14 protein-coding genes are annotated in these 15,242 nt (G+C 67.4%); 12 read left to right on the forward strand and 2 right to left on the reverse strand.

Translation table 11 applies throughout. The features are described 5' to 3' along the window. The first annotated feature begins 4 nt into the window (after window positions 1-4). Both ACSQ19_RS12370 and ACSQ19_RS12375 read left to right on the forward strand, forming a co-directional pair. Complete coding sequence (locus ACSQ19_RS12370; RefSeq protein WP_435997303.1) at window positions 5-1,075, forward strand: sulfate/molybdate ABC transporter ATP-binding protein; 1,071 nt, start codon at window positions 5-7, stop codon at window positions 1,073-1,075. A 188-nt stretch (window positions 1,076-1,263) separates the two neighbouring features. Continuing rightward, on the forward strand, window positions 1,264-2,010 hold the full coding sequence (locus tag ACSQ19_RS12375) for a TorF family putative porin (protein ID WP_435997305.1): 747 nt from the start codon (window positions 1,264-1,266) through the stop codon (window positions 2,008-2,010). Between the two features lie 72 nt (window positions 2,011-2,082). On the opposite strand, the gene tdh is transcribed toward ACSQ19_RS12375, so the two are convergent. Beyond that, entirely contained in the window at window positions 2,083-3,117 is a 1,035-nt protein-coding gene (tdh, locus tag ACSQ19_RS12380) for an L-threonine 3-dehydrogenase (RefSeq protein WP_296279068.1), read from the reverse strand. A gap of 181 nt (window positions 3,118-3,298) precedes the next feature. Between tdh and ACSQ19_RS12385 the strand changes: the two genes are divergently transcribed. From ACSQ19_RS12385 to ACSQ19_RS12420, 8 genes are all read left to right on the forward strand, one after another. Next, on the forward strand, window positions 3,299-5,467 hold the full coding sequence (locus ACSQ19_RS12385) for a S46 family peptidase (protein ID WP_435997308.1): 2,169 nt from the start codon (window positions 3,299-3,301) through the stop codon (window positions 5,465-5,467). 110 nt (window positions 5,468-5,577) lie between these two features. Then, window positions 5,578-6,222: a histidine phosphatase family protein gene (locus ACSQ19_RS12390; RefSeq protein WP_296279070.1), complete on the forward strand. Its 645-nt coding sequence runs from the start codon at window positions 5,578-5,580 to the stop codon at window positions 6,220-6,222. 42 nt (window positions 6,223-6,264) lie between these two features. Further along, window positions 6,265-7,077, forward strand: a complete 813-nt coding sequence (locus tag ACSQ19_RS12395) for an energy transducer TonB (RefSeq protein WP_435997310.1) — start codon at window positions 6,265-6,267, stop codon at window positions 7,075-7,077. Next, window positions 7,077-8,351: a bifunctional tetrahydrofolate synthase/dihydrofolate synthase gene (gene folC, locus ACSQ19_RS12400; RefSeq protein ID WP_435997312.1), complete on the forward strand. Its 1,275-nt coding sequence runs from the start codon at window positions 7,077-7,079 to the stop codon at window positions 8,349-8,351. The genes ACSQ19_RS12395 and folC overlap by 1 nt, the downstream gene beginning before the upstream one ends. A 67-nt stretch (window positions 8,352-8,418) precedes the next feature. Further along, window positions 8,419-9,432, forward strand: a complete 1,014-nt coding sequence (locus ACSQ19_RS12405; protein WP_435997314.1) for an SPOR domain-containing protein — start codon at window positions 8,419-8,421, stop codon at window positions 9,430-9,432. Window positions 9,433-9,472: 40 nt separating this feature from the next. Then, entirely contained in the window at window positions 9,473-10,084 is a 612-nt protein-coding gene (locus ACSQ19_RS12410) for a CvpA family protein (protein WP_296279074.1), read from the forward strand. A gap of 7 nt (window positions 10,085-10,091) precedes the next feature. After that, window positions 10,092-11,561 carry an amidophosphoribosyltransferase gene (gene purF, locus ACSQ19_RS12415; RefSeq protein ID WP_296279075.1) on the forward strand — a complete coding sequence of 490 codons (1,470 nt, stop codon included), beginning with the start codon at window positions 10,092-10,094 and terminating at the stop codon, window positions 11,559-11,561. A 14-nt stretch (window positions 11,562-11,575) separates the two neighbouring features. Beyond that, window positions 11,576-12,373 (forward strand): ferritin-like domain-containing protein, encoded by a 798-nt coding sequence (locus ACSQ19_RS12420; protein ID WP_435997317.1) that lies wholly within the window; start codon window positions 11,576-11,578, stop codon window positions 12,371-12,373. A 110-nt stretch (window positions 12,374-12,483) separates the two neighbouring features. Here the strand turns inward: ACSQ19_RS12420 and lpxH are convergent, their stop codons facing one another. Further along, window positions 12,484-13,221, reverse strand: coding sequence for a UDP-2,3-diacylglucosamine diphosphatase (lpxH, locus tag ACSQ19_RS12425; RefSeq protein ID WP_435997319.1), 738 nt, complete (start codon window positions 13,219-13,221; stop codon window positions 12,484-12,486). Window positions 13,222-13,311: 90 nt separating this feature from the next. Between lpxH and gltX the strand changes: the two genes are divergently transcribed. Continuing rightward, on the forward strand, window positions 13,312-14,718 hold the full coding sequence (gltX, locus tag ACSQ19_RS12430; protein ID WP_435997321.1) for a glutamate--tRNA ligase: 1,407 nt from the start codon (window positions 13,312-13,314) through the stop codon (window positions 14,716-14,718). 13 nt (window positions 14,719-14,731) lie between these two features. Further along, a complete protein-coding gene (locus ACSQ19_RS12435; protein ID WP_435997323.1) occupies window positions 14,732-15,220 on the forward strand; it encodes a transcriptional repressor in 489 nt (162 codons plus the stop codon). The last annotated feature ends 22 nt before the right edge of the window (window positions 15,221-15,242 follow it).

The following is a 15,242-nucleotide window of genomic DNA, read 5'->3' on the forward strand; positions in this document are numbered from 1 at the left end:
CATCATGGGCATCAAGATCGAACACCTGGGCAAGCAGTTCGGCGACTTCGCTGCGCTGGATGACGTGTCGCTGGACATCCGCCAGGGCGAGCTCCTGGCGCTGCTCGGACCCTCGGGCTCCGGCAAGACCACGTTGCTGCGCGTCATCGCCGGACTCGAGCATGCCGATCGCGGGCGCGTGCTGTTCGACGGCGAAGAGGCGACGCGTCTCAGCGTGCAGGCGCGGCGGGCGGGCTTCGTGTTCCAGCACTACGCGCTGTTCCGCCACCTGACGGTGGAGGAGAACATCGCTTTCGGCCTGCGCGTGCGCAAAGGCCGCCATCGCGTGCCCGATGCGACCATCCGTGCGCGGGTCGCGGAACTGCTTTCGCTCGTGCAGCTCGACGGCTTCGGCCTGCGCTACCCGGCGCAGCTCTCAGGCGGTCAGCGGCAACGCGTGGCCCTGGCGCGGGCGCTCGCCATCGAGCCACGCGTGCTGCTGCTCGACGAGCCGTTCGGTGCGCTCGATGCACAGGTGCGTCGCGACCTGCGGCGCTGGTTGCGCGAACTGCACGACCGGACCGGGCTGACGACCATCTTCGTCACCCACGACCAGGAGGAGGCGCTGGAGCTGGCAGACCGCGTCGCGATCCTCAACCGGGGCCGCATCGAGCAGGTGGGCAGTCCGGCCGATGCCTATGACGTGCCGGCATCGCCGTTCGTGTATTCGTTCGTCGGTGCGGTCAACCGGCTGCCCGCGCGCTGGGAGGACGGCACACTGCGTGTCGCCGGCTTGCCGTTGCAGTCGCGCGGCCAGGTGGGGCAGGAGGGGGATGCGGACGTTTACGTGCGGCCGGAGGATCTCCATCTCGTCGATGCCGCCGGCGCGTCGTCCTGGCCCGCGATCATCGTCGACGCGCAGCGGACCGGGCCGCGCCTGCGCCTGCGCACGCGTCTGGTCGACAGCGGCGTGGAGCTCGACGTGGAATTGCCCGCCGACCGTGAAGGCCCGGCGACGCTGCCAGGGCAGTCCGTCCATTTGGCACCAAAACGGTTCGGATGGTTTCCCCGCGGCGGTGCAACGGCACCAGCCTGATGCGGTGTAACTGCATGAATTGATTGAAAAAGAAACCAATTTCCGATGACTTCGTCCAGCACTTGACGCAGGCGATTGGTGCGGCGCACTATCAGGTTGCAGTTAAAAAACCGTGAAGCTGTGATTACGGTGCGATATCGATCACCGCCTCCGCCGCCACCGTCCGCCAACCGATCAGGAGACTCCGGATGAAGCCCGTCAAGCTCGCCACCGCCCTTGCCACCGCTCTGCTGCTGGCCCTGCCGCTGTCCGCGTTCGCGCAGGATGCCGAGGAAGAAGCCTCGTCGCCTTTCAGCGCCACATTCACCGGCACGTCCGACTACGTCTTCCGAGGCGTCTCGCAGACGGACAACAAGCCGGCGTTCCAGGTCGGCGCCACGTATTCCGCTCCGTTCGGCCTTTACGTGGGAGCGTGGGCATCGAACGTGGACTTCGGACGCGGCGGTCCTGACATCGAAGTGGATTACTTCGTCGGCTGGAACAAGGATCTCAACGACGCCTGGAACATCGACCTGGGCGTGAACCGTTATACCTACGAGCGCGCCGCCAGCGATTACGGCGACATCGACTACAACGAGTACCTCGCGAAAGTCACTTGGAGCGGTCCGGTCACCGTCGGCGGCATCCTCGGTTATGCGGACGACTACGGCAACACTGGCGCGGACCAGGTGTATGCGGGCGTGTCGGCGAGCTACGACATCGGCGACAGCGGGTTTTCCGTGGCCGCGAGCACCGGTTACACGTCCATCGATTACGGCAGCGACGGTCGCGTCGACTACTACGACGGCTCCATCTCCGTGTCCAAGGCGTTCGGCCCGGCGACCGCGACCCTGGGGTACTACGACACCTTCGGCTCGGATGCCTCCGAGCTTCGCAGTACTTCGGACATCTACAAGCCGGGCCTCGTCCTGACGGTCGGTATCGCCGTGCCCTGACGCTGGCAGCTGCGTGTAAGGAAAAGGGCGCCTCGCGGCGCCCTTTTCATTTGTCCTGTGCCTGACGCGACCTCAGTTCCAGCTCAACACCACCTTGCCGGCCTTGCCCTGTTCCATCAGGTCGAAGCCCTTCTGGAAGTCGTCGATCGGCAACTGGTGCGTCAGCACCTTGCCCAGCGGAAAGCCGCTCAGCACGAGCTGCGTCATCTTGTACCAGGTCTCGTACATCTTGCGGCCGTAGATGCCCTGCACCGTGAGGCCCTTGAAGATGATGCGGTCCCAGTCCACGCCGGCACCCTTGGGCAGGATGCCGAGCAGCGCGATCTTGCCGCCGTGGTACATGCAGTCGAGCATGTCGTTGAAGGCGCGCGGGTTGCCGCTCATCTCCAGGCCCACATCGAAGCCTTCCATGTGCAGGTCGGCCATCACGTCCTTCAGCGACGTGTTGGCGACGTTGACCACGCGGGTGGCGCCCATGTCGGCCGCCAGTTTCAGGCGGAAGTCGTTGACGTCGGTGACCACCACGTTGCGCGCGCCGATGTGCTTGCAGATGCCGGCGGCGATGATGCCGATCGGGCCCGCGCCGGTGATCAGCACGTCTTCGCCGACCACGTCGAACTCCAGCGCGCAGTGCGCGGCGTTGCCGTAAGGGTCGAAGAACGCGGCCAGCTCGCTGGGGATCTGGTCCGGGATCGGCCACAGGTTGCTGGCGGGCATCACCATGTACTCGGCGAAGGCGCCATTGCGGTTCACGCCGATGCCGACGGTGTTGGGGCACAGATGCTGGCGACCGCCGCGGCAGTTGCGGCAATGGCCGCAGACGATGTGGCCCTCGGCCGATACGCGCTGGCCGACCTCGTAGCCCGTCACCGCGGAACCCAGTTGCGCGATGCGGCCCACGAATTCGTGGCCGATGGTCAGGCCGGGCTTGATGGTGCGCTGGCTCCACTCGTCCCACAGGTAGATGTGCAGGTCGGTGCCGCAGATGGCGGTCTTCTCCAGCTTGATCAGCACCTCGTTGGGGCCGGGCTGCGGGACGGGCAGCTCCTCCATCCAGATGCCTTTGCCGGCCTCGCGCTTCACCAGCGCCTTCATCGTCTGTGCCATCGGGCATCGATCCAGGGAAATGAGGGCGCGGATTATACGCCCCGGTCCATGGTGGACCCGTGGCGGGGTCCTTGGCTCGTATGCGTGGCGTGGAGGCAGGGCCGGCGTAGGACAAAAGTCATGGTCGGCCGGGGCGGCAGGTTCATTACAATCGCAACCTTCTGTCCGTTCCGGGATTTCCATGCGTCCGAACCTGCTCGCCGCCGCCCTCGCGGTTCCGCTCTCCCTGCTCGCCGCCCAGATCGCCCAGGCGGGCGAGGGCATGTGGGTGCCTCAGCAACTGCCTGAAATCGCTGGCCCGCTGAAGAAAGCGGGGCTGAAGCTGTCGCCGCAGCAGCTCTCCGACCTCACGGGCGATCCGATGGGCGCGGTCGTCGCGCTGGGCGGCTGCACCGCCAGCTTCGTGTCGCCGAATGGCCTGGTGGTGACCAACCACCACTGCGCCTACGGCGCCATCCAGCTGAACTCCACCGCCGAGAACAACCTGATCAAGAACGGCTTCAACGCGCCCACGACTGGCGATGAAGTCAGCGCGGGTCCGAATGCACGCGTGTTCGTGCTGGACGAAATCACCGACGTGACGAAGGACGCGAAGGCGGCCATCGCCTCCGCCGGCGCCGACGCGCTGGCGCGCACCAGGGCGCTGGAGACCTTCGAGAAGAAGCTGATCGCCGACTGCGAGGCCGAGGCCGGTTTCCGCTGCCGTCTCTACAGCTTCTCCGGCGGCAACACCTACCGCCTGTTCAAGAACCTGGAAATCAAGGACGTGCGCCTGGCGTACGCGCCTCCGGGCAGCGTGGGCAAGTACGGCGGCGACATCGACAACTGGATGTGGCCGCGCCACACGGGCGACTTCGCCTTCTACCGCGCCTACGTGGGCAAGGACGGCAAGCCGGCGGCGTTCTCCAAGGACAACGTGCCGTACCGGCCGAAGCATTGGCTGAAGTTCGCCGACAAGCCGCTGGGTGAAGGCGATTTCGTGATGGTGGCCGGTTACCCGGGGTCGACCAACCGTTATGCGCTGGCCGCCGAATTCGACAACACGGCCGCCTGGACGTACCCGACCATCGCGCGCCACTACAAGAACCAGATCTCGATGGTGCAGGAGGCCGGCAAGAAGAACGCCGACATCCAGGTGAAGTACGCGGCCACCATGGCCGGCTGGAACAACACGAGCAAGAATTACGACGGCCAACTCGAGGGCTTCAAGCGCATCGACGCGGCCGGCCAGAAAAAGCGCGAAGAGGCTGCCGTGCTGGCATGGCTCAAGGGTCAGGGCGTGAAAGGCCAGCCTGCACTGGATGCGCACGCAAAGCTGCTGGCCTTGTTGGATCAGAACAAGGCCACGCGCGAGCGCGACCTTACGCTGGCGATGTTCAACAACACCGCGATGATCGGCTCTGCCACGCAGCTGTACCGGCTGTCGATCGAGCGCGAGAAGCCCAATGCCGAGCGCGAATCCGGTTACCAGGAGCGCGATCTGCCCGCCATCGAAGGTGCGCAGAAGCAGCTGGAGCGCCGCTACGTGGCCTCGATGGATCGCCAACTGCAGGAGTACTGGTTGAACGAGTACCTCAAGCTGCCGGCGGACCAGCGGGTGGCGGCCATCGATGCGTGGCTGGGCGGCAACGATGCTGCCGCAGTCAAGCGCGCGCTGGATCGCCTGGCGGGCACCCGGCTGGGCAGCACCGACGAGCGGCTCAAGTGGTTCGCGGCCGATCGGAAGGCGTTCGAGGCCAGCAACGATCCGGCCATCCAGTACGCGGTGGCGGTGATGCCGACGCTGCTCAAGCTCGAACAGGAGCGCAAGACCCGCACCGGCGAGAACCTGGCTGCGCGCCCGGTCTATCTGCAGGCGCTGGCCGACTACAAGAAGAGCCAGGGCGAGTTCGTCTACCCGGATGCCAACCTTTCGCTGCGCATCACCTTCGGCAACGTGATGGGTTACGCGCCCAAGGACGGCGTGGCGTACACGCCGTTCACCACGCTGGAAGGCGTCGTGGCCAAGGAAACCGGACAGGATCCGTTCGACTCGCCCAAGGCATTGCTCGATGCCGTGGCCGCCAAGCGCTATGGCGGACTGGAGGACAAGCGCCTCGGTTCGGTGCCGGTGAATTACTTGTCCGATCTGGACATCACCGGCGGCAACTCCGGCTCGCCGGTGCTGGATGCGCACGGCAAGCTGATCGGGCTCGCCTTCGATGGCAACTGGGAATCGGTGAGTTCCAACTGGGTGTTCGATCCGAAGATGACCCGCATGATCGCCGTGGACGGTCGATACCTGCGCTGGATCATGCAGGAGGTCTATCCGGCCCCCCAACTGCTGAAGGAAATGGGCGTCGGCCAGTAACACCTGCAACCGAGCGGCAGGCACGGGACGGGAGCGGGTATGATCCGCTCCCGTCCTCGTTTCCAGCCTCCGGAAACGGGATCGCTTCTCACGAATGGACACACCGACGCATGCGCATCCTGCTCGCCCGCCACGGCGAAACGCCGTGGAACGCCGAAGGCCGCTACCAGGGCCAGATCGACATCCCGCTTTCTCCCGTCGGCGAAGGGCAGGCGACCGCACTGGGCCTGCGCCTGAAGGACGTCCGCATCGATCGGGCGGTGGCATCGCCGCTCTCGCGTGCGCAGCGGACGGCGAAGCTGGCGTTGGGCGAGGCGCGTGCCGACCTGCTGCAGACGGATGCGGACCTCCAGGAGATCGCGCACGGTGAATGGGAAGGTCTGCTCGCCAGCGAGATCCAGGACAAGGACCCGGCGCGCCTGCTCGCATGGCGCGAGGAACCCGACACGGTGCTGATGCCGGGCGGAGAGTCGCTGCGCCAGGTGCTGGACCGTTCATGGCGCGGCCTGGCGCGCGCCGTCGACGGCCTGGGCGACGACGACACCCTGCTGATCGTGGCGCACGATGCGGTGAACCGTGTCCTGCTGTGCCGCATCCTCGGCCTGCCGATCGCGAAACTCTGGACGTTCCGCCAGGCGCCGACCACGCTCAACCTGCTGGAGGGCCCGACGGTCGACCAGCTGGAGGTCGTGCGCCTCAATGATTGCGCGCACCACACGCCCTTCTTCGGCGAAGCGAAGCACCGCGCGCTCTGAGACTGCGCTACGCTCCGGACGGGAGCGAACGGGGAGACTGCGATGAAAGCCTGGATCCTGGTCCTGGCCATGACCGGCCTGCTGTCGGCGGCCGGCGCCGGTGCCGTGGACGACATCGGTGCGCACGTCGTGACGAAGGTGCCGCCGAAGTACCCGGCCGACGCCGCGCGTGCGGGCATCTCCGGGACCGTCGTGCTGGTCATCACGGTCACGGCGACCGGTGCGGTGGAGAGCATCCTGGTCGAGCGATCCTCCGGCAACCGGTCGCTGGATACCGCCGCGATCGATGCGGCGAACGAATGGACGTACGCGCCGTCGATCGAGCACGGCAAGGCCGTCCGTGGCCGCGTGCGCGTGCCGGTCGACTTCACGATGGGGGACGAGGACGAGCCCGTGCGCGCCGCCGTCGCGCATCTCGCGCCGCGCCTCCGCGTGCCGGTCGTGACGCCGGATGCCGATGGAACCCTGCCACGGTTCATCCAGGATCCATTGTCGCTGGAAGCCGACGGCGTCGCCGCCACCATGGCATTGCTGGAGTCGCAGGCCACGCCGATCGACCTTCCCGACTTGCCTGCCGACATTGCCCTCTATACGTTGACGGGCGAAAACGGCGAGACCCGTTGGGAGGTGTACACCGGTGAGATGCCGCACGCGCCCACACTGGTCCGCACGCGTCTGACCACGGATGGCAAGCATGGCTTCTCCGTGACCCGCGTGCTGTGCGAAGCGAAGGATGCGGAGGCCTGCAAGCGGTTCCTCGGCCATGTGCAGCGTTCCGGACGCCAGCGCGCCGTGCCCCTGAAGATGCCGGAGGCGGGTGGCGCCGGATCGAAGGGCGCCGTGCCTGGGGGATAATGGCGCGCATGCGCACCCTCGACGACTGGCTTTCCCATATCGAACACCAGCACCCCAGGTCCATCGAAATGGGTCTGGAGCGCGTGCGCGAGGTCGCCGCGCGGATGTCGCTCGGCAAGCCCGCGCCGCGCGTCATCACCGTCGGCGGCACCAACGGCAAGGGCTCGACCGTCGCCTTCATCGAGGCCATCGCGCGCGCGGCCGGATGGAAGGTCGGGGCGTACACGTCGCCGCACCTGCTGCGCTACAACGAACGTGTCCGCATCGATGGCGTCGATGCAGACGATGCTTCGCTCGCCGCCGCCTTCGAAGCGGTGGACGCCGCGCGCGGCGGCACGACGCTGACCTACTTCGAGTTCGGCACCCTGTCGGCGCTGTGGTTGTTCGAGCGCGCATCGCTCGACCTGGCCGTGCTCGAGATCGGCCTGGGCGGGCGCCTGGATGCGGTGAACATCGTCGATCCCGATGTCGCCGTCATCACGACGGTCGACATCGATCACACCGACCTGTTGGGCCACGACCGCGAAAGCATCGGCGCGGAGAAAGCGGGCATCGCCCGTGCATGGAAGCCGTTGGTCCTCGGCGAGGTGGATTCGCCCTCCAGCGTGTTGCGCCATGCCTATGCCATCGGCGCGAATGCGCTGCGTCTCGGCAGCGATTTCTTCCACGAGCCCGTCGACAGCCAGCGCTGGCGCTGGCGCGAAGTCGGCGCCGAACTCGACCTGCCCGTGCCGGTCCTGTCCGCGCCTTCGCAGCGGGCGAACGCCGCCACCGCGATCACCGCGTTGCGCGCCTTGCCGGGAGACGCCTTGCCCGACGAGGCCTTTTCGAAGGGCGTGGCCAGCGCGATGCTGCCGGGCCGCCTGCAGCGTGTCCGGCATGCAGCCGTGGATGTGGTGCTGGACGTCGGCCACAACCCGCAGGCGGCGCGCGAACTGGCGTCGTGGTTGCAGGCCAATCCGATCGGCGGCAGCACGCGGGTGGTCTTCGCCGCGCTTGCCGACAAGGACGTGCAGGGCGTGACCGGTGCGCTCGCCGACTTGCCGCTGCAGTGGTTTCTTGCGGGACTGACGCTGGGGCCGCGGTCGCAGACGGCCGAACAGCTTGCGGCCCGACTGCAGGACTGCATCAGGCAAGTTGCATCGTTGCATAGGGGTGTGGCGGAGGCGTTGCGTGCGGCGCTCGACGCATCGGCGCCGGGGGATCGCATGCTGGTGTTCGGCTCCTTCCACACCGTCGCCGACGCGTTGCAGGTCCTGCATTCAGGTCGATGACGGGGTGCGCCGCGATGCGCGCCGTATAATCGCTGCGGCATTCCCGCCGCAGCTGCCGTGGACCTGGATGGATACTGCCCTGAAACAGCGCCTGATCGGTGCCGTCGTGCTGGTGGCGCTGGCCGTCATCTTCCTGCCCATGCTGGTGAAGGGGCCTGCACCCGACAGTGGCGTGTCCGACGTGCCGCTGGACGTACCGCCCGCGGCCGATGGCGAATTCGAAACGCGTGAGCTGCCGCTGGTGACGCCGGGCAACGCACCTGCGTCCGGTGCCGTGGGGCTGCAGGGCCAGGTGGCTGCGCCCGCCGCGGAGCCGGCGCCGGCTGCGGGCGCCCTTCAGCCGGCGGCGACGGCGGCCGGCAACTTCGCCGTCAGTTTCGGCGCCTACGCCACCCAGGCCGATGCCGACGCCGTCCTGGCCCGTGTGCGCCAGGCGACCCTGCCGGGCTTCATCGAGCCGGCCACCATCAACGGCAAACCCGCGTTCCGCGTTCGCGTCGGTCCCTACGCCGACCGTCCGCAAGCCGAAGCCGCGCGCCTGGACGCCATCAAGATCCGCGGCGACGTCAACGCCCAGGTCGTGACGCTCGACGTGCCCGCCGGCACACCGGCTGCCACACCGTCGACTGCCCCCGTCGCGTCAGTCGCCACGGCCACCCCGGCCACGCCCGCCGTCACCACCCAGGCGCTGCTCCCCGAGCCCATGAAACCGGCGCCGAAGCCTGCGACGACCGAGGTCAAGCCGGCTGCCGCCCCGGCACCGACGAAGCCCGCCGCCACCACGCCGACGACAGCGACGGCATCTGCGACCAAGCCTGCCGAGGCGACGAAGCCCGCCGCGTCCGGTACCGGGTTCGCCGTGCAACTTGGGGCCTTCTCGAATGCGTCCGACGCCAACGCGTTGCGCGACCGTGCGCGCAGTGCCGGCTTCAGTGCGTTCGTCGAACAGGTGCGCACCGACAAGGGCACGCTCAATCGCGTGCGCGTGGGACCGGTCGCCAACCGCGCCGATGCGGACCGACTGAAGGGACAGGTGGCATCGAAGATCGGTGTCGACGGCATGGTCCGTCCGCACCCTTGATGCCGTCGCGCCGTCGCATCGAGCGCCACGGGCGCGCTGCATGAGCGCGCTGGACCTGACGCTGCTGGCCATCGTCGGCGTGTCGACCCTGTTCGGCCTGATGCGCGGCTTCATCAGTGCGCTCGCGTCGATGGTCGCCTGGCTGTTGGCCGGCTGGGTGGCGTTCCATTACGGCGGCGACGTGGCCCATGCGTTGTCGGGCGACGGCCAGCCGTCGGCGAGCGAGTTGCTGGGCGGCTACGTGATGAGCTTCATCGGCGTGATGATCTTCGTCGGACTGACCGGCTGGGCCATCCGCCACCTCGTCAAGTCGGTGGGCCTGTCGGGTCTGGATCGCGTGCTGGGTCTGGCGCTGGGACTCGCGCGTGGGGCCTTCGTCGCCTGCATCGTGCTGCTGCTGGCCGCCTTCACCGAGTTGCCCCGCGAACCTGAATGGAAACGCTCGTCCGTCGTCCCCGTGCTGCTGCCGGGTGCGCAATGGTTGTCGCAATGGTTGCCGGAATGGACTGTGCAGGAACTGGACTTTGGCAACGGACGCCCAGCGGGCGATAATGCGCGCCTGCAAACGCTGCTGCCCCTGCCGCTGGAAGAGCCCGGCGCACCACAGGAGCACGCCCCCTCGTCGGCCTCACCCGCGTCGAAACCGGAGTAGATCCACCATGTGCGGCATCGTCGGAATCGTCGGCAACCAGAACGTCGCCGGCCAGCTTTATGACGGGCTGACCGTCCTCCAGCACCGCGGACAGGACGCCGCCGGCATCGCCACGGCCGACGGCACGCGTCTGCGCGTGCACAAGGACAACGGACTGGTACGGGACGTGTTCAACGCCAAGGCGATGAGCGTGCTGGAAGGGCGCGTGGGCATCGCCCATTGCCGCTATCCCACCGCCGGCTCCGAGGGCATGGACGAAGCGCAGCCGTTCTACGTGAATTCGCCCTACGGCATCGCGCTGGCGCACAACGGCAACCTGATCAACACCGACGCCTTGCGCCAGGATGTGTTCGCGCAGGACCGCCGCAACATCAATACCGATTCGGACAGCGAAGTGCTGCTGAACGTGTTCGCGCACGAGCTGGACCTGCAACGCACGCTCACCCCTGAAGCCGCGATCCGCGCCGTGGCCGGTGTGCACCGCCGGGTGAAGGGCGGTTATGCCGTCGTCAGCGTGGTGCTGGGCCTGGGCCTGGTGGCGTTCCGCGATCCGCACGGCATCCGGCCACTGGTGCTGGGCAAGCGCGAGCATGGCGAAGGCACCGAATACATCATCGCCTCCGAATCCGCCGCGCTCGACATCCTCGGCTTCGTGCGCATGCGCGACGTGCAGCCCGGCGAGGCGATCGTGATCACGGCGCGCGGCGAGCTGTTCAGTGAAATCGTCGCGGACGCCCCGCAGCACGCGCCCTGCATCTTCGAGTACGTGTATTTCGCGCGCCCGGACTCGATGATCGACAACGTGTCGGTGCACAAGGCCCGCATGCGCATGGGCGTGAAGCTGGGCGAAAAGATCCTGCGCCTGCGTCCCGACCACGATATCGACACGATCATCCCGATCCCGGATACCTCGCGCGACGCTGCGCTGGAGATTTCCAACGTGCTCGGCGTGAAGTACCGCGAGGGCTTCATCAAGAACCGTTACGTCGGCCGCACGTTCATCATGCCGGGGCAGGGCGAACGGGTGAAGTCGGTGCGCCGCAAGCTCAACCCGATCAACCTGGAATTCCGCAACCGTGTCGTGCTGCTGGTCGACGATTCGATCGTGCGGGGCACCACGTCCAAGCAGATCGTGCAGATGGCGCGCGATGCCGGCGCGCGCAAGGTCTACCTGGCCAGTGCAGCGCCGCCGGTCCGCCATCCCAATATCTACGGCATCGACATGCCAGCCGCCGACGAGCTGGTGGCGCACGAACGCAGTGTCGAGGACATCGAGCGCGAGCTGGGCTGCGACTGGCTGATCTACCAGGACTTGGAAGATCTGGAGGCCGCCGTGCGCGAGGGCAATCCGAACCTCACGGAGTTCGATTCTTCGTGCTTCGATGGCAAGTACGTCACCGGCATCGAGCCGGGCTACTTCGCGCGCATCGAGCAGGCGCGCTCCGACGAAGCCAAGCGCAAGCGCCGCGTCGGCTGACGCGGCCGGCGGACATGGCCACGCTGTTCGAGGCCGCGCGCATCTGCCTGGACGCGTGGGACATCGACACGAAGGTCGCGCTGACGCAGGACTACGCCACCGCGTTCGCGCGCGGCGAACTCGCAGCCTGCCCCGATGCGCCGCCGCCTGCGCCGATCCGCATGCCAGGACGTCCGCCCAGGCCCGTGCTGGTGCACCCGCGCGACCTGCCTCGCCGCGGACTGGGCAGCGTGCCGGGCAGGGCAGCCTTCATCCATGCCATCGCACACATCGAACTCAACGCCATCGATCTGGCCTGGGATGCGGTGTACCGCTTCCGCGGACTGCCGGCCGCGTTCTATGCGGACTGGGTCGGCGTGGCCCATGACGAGTCGCGCCACTTCGTGCTGCTGCGCGACCGGTTGCGTGAACTGGGTTACGACTACGGCGACTTCGACGCGCACAACGGCCTCTGGGAAATGACCGAGAAGACCGCACATGACGGTCTTGCGCGGATGGCGCTGGTACCGCGCGTACTGGAAGCGCGCGGGCTGGACGTCACGCCCGGCATGATCGTGAAGCTGCGCGACCTTGGCGATGAGCAGACCGTCGCGATCCTCGACGTCATCCTGCGCGAGGAAGTCGCGCATGTCGCCGCGGGGTCACGCTGGTTCCGCTGGTATTGCGAACAGCGCGGCGTCGAGCCGCGCGCGCGCTTCCGTGAACTGCTGAGGCAGTACGCGGGCGGCTACCTGCACGGTCCGTTCAATATCGAAGCGCGGCTGCTGGCGGGTTTCGACGAGGATGAACTGGCGGCGCTGGAAGCGCCGTGACGTCGAGGGTGGAACAGCGGTGGGAGCGACGTAAGTCGCGATGACGGCACCGTGGTAGTTCATCGCGACTTGCGTCGCTCCCATGGACTGCATCTCATCGCACGCAACGCTCAGAGCGAATCCAGCGCCATCCCGTCAGGCTCGACGCGCAGTACGGATCCCTGCTCGTACCAGTCGCCCAGCACGATGCGGCGGCAGGTGCGATCACCGACCGCGAGGTCGTGGATCGCCGGGCGGTGCGTATGGCCGTGGATCAGCGTGTCGATGCCGAACTGGGCCAGCGTGGCGTCCACCGTCGCCGGCGTCACGTCGGTCAGGGTTTCGAACTGCGCCCTGTCGTTCTGCTTCATGCCGCCCTGGTGCGCGGCGCTGGCAGCGCGTGCCTGCGCCGCGAAGGCCAGCCGTGCGGCCAGCGGCTGCGCCAGGAACTGCGCCTGCCAGGCCGGATTGCGTGTCTGCGCGCGGAACGCTTGATACGCGACGTCACCGGTGCACAGCAGATCGCCGTGCATCAGGATCGCCGGCTTGCCGTACAGCATGACGACGGCGGGGTCGGGCAGGATGCGCATGCCGGCCCGGCGTGCGAAAGCATCGCCGACGAGGAAATCGCGGTTGCCCCGGATGAAGTACACCGGCACCCCGGCGTCGGCCACCTCGCGGGTCCGGGCGGCCACGTAGGCGCCGGTCTCCGAGGGGTCGTCGTCGCCGACCCAGGCCTCGAAAAGGTCGCCCAGGATGTACAGCGCATCGGCGCGGCGGGCCTCCCCCTGCATGAAGGTCCCGAACAGCTCGGTCACGGCGGGGCGTTCGGCGTCCAGGTGCAGATCGGAGATGAAGAGCGTGGTCATGCGGGGATTCTAAGCCCTCCCCCTGAACGAGCAGGGGGAAACGCGGTGCGCGCGGGTTAAAATCGCCGTATTCCGTCCATCGAGTTGCCCATGGCCTGCCGTACCCGCTTCGCCCCCAGTCCCACCGGCTACCTCCACATCGGTGGCGCCCGCACGGCGCTGTACTGCTGGCTGGAAGCGCGTCATCGTGGCGGCGATTTCATCCTGCGCATCGAGGACACCGACCGCGAGCGCAGCACGCAGGCCGCGATCGACGCGATCCTGGATGCGATGGACTGGCTGGGCCTGGGTTACGACGAAGGCCCGATCTACCAGACCCAGCGCATCGACCGTTACCGCGAAGTCGCCGAGCAGCTGGTGTCGGCCGGCAAGGCGTACTACGCCTATGAGACGCGCGAAGAACTCGACGCCATGCGCGAGGCCGCGATGGCGAAGCAGGAGAAGCCGCGCTACAACGGCGCCGCGCGCGAGCAGGGCCTGCCGCACCGCGACGACCCGAACCGCGTCATCCGCTTCAAGAATCCGCTCGATGGCGTGGTCGCCTTCGACGACCTGATCAAGGGCCGCATCGAGATCGCCAACAGCGAGCTCGACGACATGGTGATCTTCCGCCCCGACGGCTACCCCACGTACAACTTCGCCGTGGTCGTGGACGACTGGGACATGGGCATCACCGAAGTTATCCGCGGCGACGACCACATCAACAACACGCCGCGCCAGATCAACATCTACGAAGCGCTGGGCGCGCCGGTGCCGAAGTTCGCGCACATGCCGATGATCCTGGACGAGCAGGGTGCCAAGCTGTCCAAGCGCACCGGCGCGGCCGACGTGATGCAGTACAAGGACGCCGGCTATCTGCCGCACGCGCTGATCAACTACCTGGCGCGGCTGGGCTGGTCGCATGGCGACCAGGAACTGTTCTCGCTGCAGGAGCTGATCAAGCTGTTCGACGTGAAGGACGTGAATTCCAAGGCCGCGCGCCTCGACATGGCCAAGCTGGGCTGGGTGAACCAGCACTACCTGAAGACCGACGCGCCTTCGGACGTCGCGCCGCATCTGGTCTACCAGCTCGAAAAGCTCGGTATCGATCCGTCGGCCGGGCCTGCGCCCGCCGATGTCGTCATCGCCTTGCGTGATCGCGTGCAGACGCTGAAGGACATGGCCGAGAAGGCGGTGGTCTGGTACCAGCCGTTGCACGTGTACGACGAGGCTGCCGTGGCCAAGCATCTCGGGGCCGCGGCGAAGGCACCGCTGGCCAAGGCCCGCGAGCGGCTCGAGGCGCTGGCAGACTGGAGCGCCGAGAGCGTGTCCATGGCCCTGCACGAGGCTGCGGCCGCGCTGGAGCTCGGTATGGGGAAGGTGGCCCAGCCGCTGCGCGTGGCGATCACCGGCACCCAGGTCAGCCCCGACATTTCGCAGACCGTCTACCTGGCCGGTCGCGACGAAGCCTTGAAACGCATCGACGCCGCACTCATCAAGAGTGGTACGTCCGCCTGACTCCGGATCGCCCATGCCGCAAGTCCACGCCTGCACCGACCCGCACCACCACGTCCACGATGCGCAAGCCTTCGTGGCGGCGGTGGAGCACGCGTGCCAGGAGCGTGGCCTGCGGCTGACCCCGATCCGCGCCCGAGTACTGCAACTGATCGCCGAAGCCGGCAAGCCGGTGAAGGCTTACGAACTGCTCGAATGGGTGCGCGCGACCAAGGGGGTCGGTGCCGATGCGCCGCCCACCGTCTACCGCGCGCTGGATTTCCTGATGGCGAACGGTTTCGTGCACAAGCTCGAATCGATGAATGCGTTCGTCGCCTGCCATCACCCGAACAGTGCGCAGCACTCGGTGCCGTTCCTCATCTGCGACCGCTGCCACAGCGCGGTGGAGCTGGAGGACCGCGACGTGGTAGCGGCACTCGATGCGCGAGCCAAGGCGCTTGGCTTCCAGCCGCAGGCGCAAACGCTGGAAGTGCATGGGCTGTGCGCGCGGTGCGCCGAGGCTTAGGCCTCAGCTTGCTGTGGGAGCG

The sequence above is a fragment of the Pseudoxanthomonas sp. LjRoot127 genome (genome assembly GCF_964253495.1).
Taxonomy (GTDB): Bacteria; Pseudomonadota; Gammaproteobacteria; order Xanthomonadales; family Xanthomonadaceae; genus Pseudoxanthomonas_A.

Bases quoted from the DNA above. Each gene is read 5' to 3' on its own strand.
- folC (WP_435997312.1), top strand. From the start codon at position 7,077: ATGGCGCGCATGCGCACCCTCGACGACTGGCTTTCCCATATCGAACAC.
- ACSQ19_RS12395 (WP_435997310.1), top strand. From the start codon at position 6,265: ATGAAAGCCTGGATCCTGGTCCTGGCCATGACCGGCCTGCTGTCGGCG.
- gltX (WP_435997321.1), top strand. From the start codon at position 13,312: ATGGCCTGCCGTACCCGCTTCGCCCCCAGTCCCACCGGCTACCTCCAC.
- ACSQ19_RS12420 (WP_435997317.1), top strand. From the start codon at position 11,576: ATGGCCACGCTGTTCGAGGCCGCGCGCATCTGCCTGGACGCGTGGGAC.
- ACSQ19_RS12385 (WP_435997308.1), top strand. From the start codon at position 3,299: ATGCGTCCGAACCTGCTCGCCGCCGCCCTCGCGGTTCCGCTCTCCCTG.
- ACSQ19_RS12390 (WP_296279070.1), top strand. From the start codon at position 5,578: ATGCGCATCCTGCTCGCCCGCCACGGCGAAACGCCGTGGAACGCCGAA.
- lpxH (WP_435997319.1), bottom strand. From the start codon at position 13,221: ATGACCACGCTCTTCATCTCCGATCTGCACCTGGACGCCGAACGCCCC.
- tdh (WP_296279068.1), bottom strand. From the start codon at position 3,117: ATGGCACAGACGATGAAGGCGCTGGTGAAGCGCGAGGCCGGCAAAGGC.
- ACSQ19_RS12405 (WP_435997314.1), top strand. From the start codon at position 8,419: ATGGATACTGCCCTGAAACAGCGCCTGATCGGTGCCGTCGTGCTGGTG.
- ACSQ19_RS12410 (WP_296279074.1), top strand. From the start codon at position 9,473: ATGAGCGCGCTGGACCTGACGCTGCTGGCCATCGTCGGCGTGTCGACC.
- purF (WP_296279075.1), top strand. From the start codon at position 10,092: ATGTGCGGCATCGTCGGAATCGTCGGCAACCAGAACGTCGCCGGCCAG.
- ACSQ19_RS12435 (WP_435997323.1), top strand. From the start codon at position 14,732: ATGCCGCAAGTCCACGCCTGCACCGACCCGCACCACCACGTCCACGAT.
- ACSQ19_RS12370 (WP_435997303.1), top strand. From the start codon at position 5: ATGGGCATCAAGATCGAACACCTGGGCAAGCAGTTCGGCGACTTCGCT.
- ACSQ19_RS12375 (WP_435997305.1), top strand. From the start codon at position 1,264: ATGAAGCCCGTCAAGCTCGCCACCGCCCTTGCCACCGCTCTGCTGCTG.